Here is a 3,168-nt window from a genome sequence, read left to right as displayed (position 1 = left end):
CTTGATGGTCTCGAAATAGGCGGGCAAATAGGCCAGACCGACGGCCTCGATCATCTCGATCGACACGATATTGTCGAAGGTTCCGGTGACGGCGCGGTAATCTTCCAGCCGGATATCCGCCCGCCCGTCCAGCCGCGCATCGGCATAGCCTTTCTGGTTCGGCGAGATCGTCAGCCCGGTCACGAACCGGCCCTGATCGGCGGCGCGTTCAGCAAAACCACCCCAGCCACAGCCGATTTCCAGAATACGCTCGCCTTCGGGCAAGCGATTGAGAATGCGATCATATTTGCGGTTTTGCGCCCGCGTCAGGTCGTTGTCACCAGCCTTGAACAAGGCCGAGGAATAGGTCATCGAAGGGTCCAGCCACAGCTGGTAAAACTCGTTCCCGACATCGTAATGCGCCCGGATATTGCGGGCGGCGCCCCGGCGCGAATTGGCGCGCAGAATACGGTCGACGGTGCGGTATTTCAGGCTATTCCAGAAACTGGCATAGGCATAGTTGCGGAAATTATCGATGTTCAGCAGCGACACCTGCACCAGCGCGTCGATCGACGAGGTGTCCCACATCCCTTCGACATAGGTTTCGCCCAGTCCGATATCGCCGCGCGCCGCCAGCGCGCTGACCACCGCCCAGTCGTGAATGTCGATATCGGCCTCGGGTGCGCCCTTGCCGAAATAATGCACGTCGCCCTCGGGGGTTTTCAAACGCAGGCTGCCGTGTTCGATCCCTTCGCAGGTGCTTAGGAAATCGCGCTTTACGCGGTCGGTCAGAAACAGCATCAGCTTACCTCCTTCGCGGGCGGGGCAGGGCGGGTGCGGTAGGTCGCACCTTTGAGTTTAAGCCGAATTGCTTGCCAGTAAATAAGGGAAATCGTTCGGAACGCACCGGCAGGACGGCGCAGAAGGGCGGAAATGATCGACCGGTTGCTTAAACGTTTGCGCGGGCCGGACAGGGTTGCGATCACCCCTTGGTCGCCGTTGTGATGGGCAATGCGAATGCTGATCCGGTCAGGGAACAGCCCGAAATTAAAGCGATACCCGCCAGCGATCTGTTGAAACGGCGACACATGGAACACCTTGGCCGCCTCCAGCCGGTCGGTATAGGCGATCGGCTGAAATCCGGGTTTGTGGCACAGATAGGAATGCCGGTCGCCGAAGGTGTTGTTCACCTCGGCGATCACCGCGATCAGGTCGCCGCCGCGCTGGGCCAGCCAGAAGCTGACCGGGTTGAACACATAGCCGCAGATGCCCGGCTGGGTCAGCAACAGCAATTTATAGTAGCCCTCAAGCCCGGCCGAGGCCAGCACCTCGCGCGCCCAGACCGCGCCGCGCCCCTTGCCCGGCGCGCCGCCGTGATGACGGTCCAGCACCGAGGTCAGGTTCCGGCCCCGCCGCGAAAACAGCAGCGGGCGATGCGGCGAATCCGGGTCGATCAGAACGTAATCGACGCCATAGCGAAAGCTGTTGCCGATCTTGCCCAGACGGCTGTGCGCCGTGTGTCCGGCGATATGTTCGGGCCAGAGGCTCATACGAATTGCCGGTCCATTTGCCGGGCGACGCGCACGGCGCTGGCAAAACCGTCCTCGTGAAAGCCATGCCGGGTATAGGCCCCGGCGAACCACGTGTTGTTTTCGCCCTGCATCTGTTTCAACGCCTGTTGCGCGCGCAATGCGCCATGATCGAACACCGGGTGGCGGAATGTTTTCTGATCATAGATCAGCGGATCGGGAATGTCTTGAACGGGGTTCAGAGAAACGAAAAGCGGATCGTCCTCGGGGATATTCTGTAGCCGGTTCATCCAATAGGTGACACCGATCCCGGCGTTGGGCTTGTCGTGCTGGGCCTTATAGACCCATGACGACCAGCAGGCCCGGCGTTGTGGCATCTGGGTTGTATCGCGATGCAGGATCATGTGGTTGTCCTGATACCGGATTGCCGACAGGGCCGCGGTTTCCTGCGGCGTCGGGCGGTCCAGCATCCGCAGCGTCTGATCGCTGTGGCAGGCAAAGATCACCTGATCATAGGTCTGCGGTTCACGGCCCATCGCGTGGATCGTGCTTTCCACCCCGTCGCGCTGAACGGATCGGACCGGGCTGTTCTTGAACAAGCGCACCCCGCGCGTCAGCAGATGCGCTTCAAGCCGCCGCACGTATTCGATGCTGCCGCCCGAGACCGTCCACCACTGGTGCTGGCCCTTGTGGCTAAGCAGCGCGTGGTTGCGAAAGAACTGAACCAGCGATCGGGCCGGGAAGGCGCCGATCTGATCCGGGGGCGTCGACCAGATCGCGCCGCAGATCGGTCGCAGGTAATAGTCATCGAACCACTGGCCCAGCTTCAGATCGCGGGTCAGGTCGGCGATGGTCAGGCCATCGTCGACCGAGGCGGCCTCGGCCCGGGTGTTAAAGCGAAAGATATCGCGCACCAGCCGGGCAAAGGATGGGCGCAGCAGGTTGCGTTTCTGCCCGATCAGCGCCGGCAAGCTGCCCAGCCCGTATTCGACGGCGCCGTTGTTGATGCTGGCGCCAAAGGACATGTCGCTGCGCTCGACCGGGACATGCAGATCGCGGAACATCCGGGTCAGATGCGGATAATTGGCATAGTTGAACACGATGAACCCGGTATCCACCGCCTTGTCTCCGCGTAGCCCGGCCTGAACCGTGCGGGCATGGCCGCCCAGCTGGGGGGCGGCCTCGTATAATGTGACAGTGTGCTGGGGCGCCAACAGATAGGCAGCCGCAAGGCCCGAAATGCCGCCGCCGATGATGGCGATACGCTGGGGTTTCGCGGGAAGGGCATCGAATGACATTGAAATTCCTCTTGGGTTTGCAAGTGTTACGGCCCGCGCGCCCGGTTGGATCAATAAAAGTGATCCGGTTTTCGCTTGGCCGCGTATTCCGGGTATGCTGGAGTTAAACGACACATACGAATTGGCCGAACCGACGATTGAACCCGGTGTTCTTTCGCAGGGCCGGACCCGTTCCAAACCCAGGAAACCAGCCGTGGACGAGTCCAACGACCAGCCTCTGACCGAACAGACGCAATGGATGCTGGCGGTGCGGGATCACCGCGACAAACAGGCCTTTGCCAAGCTGTTCGATTTCTATGCGCCACGGATCAAGGCGATGGCGATGCGCACCGGAATGCGCGGCGATCAGGCCGAGGATATCG

3 protein-coding genes are annotated in these 3,168 nt (G+C 61.2%); all 3 read right to left on the bottom strand.

Annotated features, from left to right (window positions below):
* Positions 1–780 (bottom strand): cyclopropane-fatty-acyl-phospholipid synthase family protein (locus ABYW26_RS12495; RefSeq protein WP_372605233.1); only part of this gene is annotated, 780 nt, incomplete at its 3' end.
* Positions 780–1,529: a DUF1365 domain-containing protein gene (locus ABYW26_RS12490; protein WP_372605232.1), complete on the bottom strand. Its 750-nt coding sequence runs from the start codon at positions 1,527–1,529 to the stop codon at positions 780–782. The genes ABYW26_RS12495 and ABYW26_RS12490, both read right to left, overlap by 1 nt.
* Positions 1,526–2,806, bottom strand: a complete 1,281-nt coding sequence (locus ABYW26_RS12485; RefSeq protein ID WP_372605231.1) for an NAD(P)/FAD-dependent oxidoreductase — start codon at positions 2,804–2,806, stop codon at positions 1,526–1,528. The genes ABYW26_RS12490 and ABYW26_RS12485 overlap by 4 nt, the downstream gene beginning before the upstream one ends.
* Positions 2,807–3,168: the final 362 nt, after the last annotated feature.

The organism is Actibacterium sp., from assembly GCF_041584535.1.
Lineage (GTDB): Bacteria > Pseudomonadota > Alphaproteobacteria > Rhodobacterales > Rhodobacteraceae > Actibacterium_D.
The sequence above is the reverse complement of the archived record's forward strand: the minus strand, read 5'-3'. Positions and strand labels throughout refer to the sequence as shown.